We start from the raw sequence: 1,567 nt of genomic DNA on the forward strand, positions 1-1,567 counted from the left end.
AGTTCGACCTCAACAAGCGGCTGTCCGGCACGCTGGCGGTGTACGATATCGACAAGACGAACGTGCTGGTGTCGCAGTTCAACGCCGCGACCGGCCTCAACGAATATCGCGCCGCCGGCAAGGTCCGCTCGCGCGGCGTCGAGTTCGACGTCACCGGCCGGCTCGACGACCACTGGAGCACGATCGCGAGCTACGGCTCCACGGACGCGATCGTCACCGAGGATCCGACGCTGGTCGGGATGCGGCTGCAGAACGTGGCGATGAACACCGCGTCGCTGTTCCTGGTCTATGATTTCGGCACGGCGCTGCCCGGCCGCCTGCGTGTCGGCGGCGGCCCGCGCTACGTCGGCACCCGGCCCGGCGACAGCGCCAATTCGTTCGTGCTGCCGTCCTACACCGTGGCGGACATCTTCGCGAGCTACCAGACCCAGACCGGCCCGTTCCCGGTGACCTATCAGTTCAACGTCAAGAACCTGTTCGACACCGTGTACTATCCGTCCGCCGTCAACACGCTGAACGTGGCGGTCGGCGACGCGCGCCGGTTCTCGCTCGCCGCCACGGTGAAGTTCTGATGCCGGCGCCGCTGCAGCTCGACGGCATGGGCGGAGCCTGAGATGCGCGCCGCGGTCAAAGCCACGCTGTTTCAGCTGCACTCGATCGTCGGCCTGGTGCTGGGGGTGGTGCTGATGCTGATCGGCGTCACCGGCGCGGTGATGAGCTTCGAGGACGAGATCCTCGCCAGCCTCAATGCCGGTGTGACGCGCGTCGAGCCGCGCACGGCGCCGCGGCTGTCGCCGGACGAATTGGTCGCGCGGCTGCAGGCGGAGTCCTATGGCCCCGTCGCCGCGATCACGCTGTCGCGCGATCCGGCTGTCGCGGTACGCATTCGCTTCGCCCGCAAAGAGGATCGCTCGCGTCCGTCGTCGCTCTATGTCGATCCGTATGACGGCCGCGTGCTCGGCCATCCGGTCGGCGAAGAGTTCTTCGCGACGGTGCTGAAGCTGCATCGCTGGCTGCTGCTGCCGGGCGATGGCAAGGGCTATGGCCGGCTGATCACCGGCATCACGGCGATCGGTCTGCTGGCGATGCTGATCAGCGGCCTGGTGCTGCGCTGGCCGCATCGGCCCGGCAGCCTGAAGATCTGGCTCAAGCCGAATTTGCGGCTGCACGGCCGCGGCTTCCATCGCTCGCTGCATTCGGTCGTCGGCACCTGGGTGATGCTGATCTATGCGGTGATGGTGCTGACCGGCCTGTGGTGGTCGTTCGACTGGTACAGGGCCGGCGCGACCTGGCTGTTCGCGCGCGCGCCTGCCGTGGCCGAGCCGATGAAGGCCAAGGTGTCGGGCGGCAAGGCTGCGCGCGCCGAACGTTCCGCCGCCACGGCAGCGCCGCAACTCGACCGCGCCTGGGCTGCGTTCGTGCAGGACCGCGGCGACGCCTATGCGTCCGCCCGCCTGACGCTGCCGAGCGGCGGCGAGCCGACCATCCGGATCAGGTCGTGGCTCACCGAACACGCCGACGGCCGCCGCGACGAATTCAAGATCGACGCCGCCACCGGCGCAATCCT

Annotated in this window: 2 protein-coding genes; both read left to right on the forward strand. The window is 68.4% G+C overall.

The window, feature by feature from the left end; genetic code table 11:
- On the forward strand, positions 1-572 hold a 572-nt coding region (locus tag ACOJTD_RS05670; protein WP_420131954.1), incomplete at its 5' end, for a TonB-dependent siderophore receptor.
- A gap of 42 nt (positions 573-614) precedes the next feature.
- Positions 615-1,567 (forward strand): PepSY-associated TM helix domain-containing protein (locus ACOJTD_RS05675; RefSeq protein ID WP_420131955.1); only part of this gene is annotated, 953 nt, incomplete at its 3' end.

It is taken from the genome of Rhodopseudomonas sp. (genome assembly GCF_048594845.1).
GTDB lineage: Bacteria > Pseudomonadota > Alphaproteobacteria > Rhizobiales > Xanthobacteraceae > Rhodopseudomonas.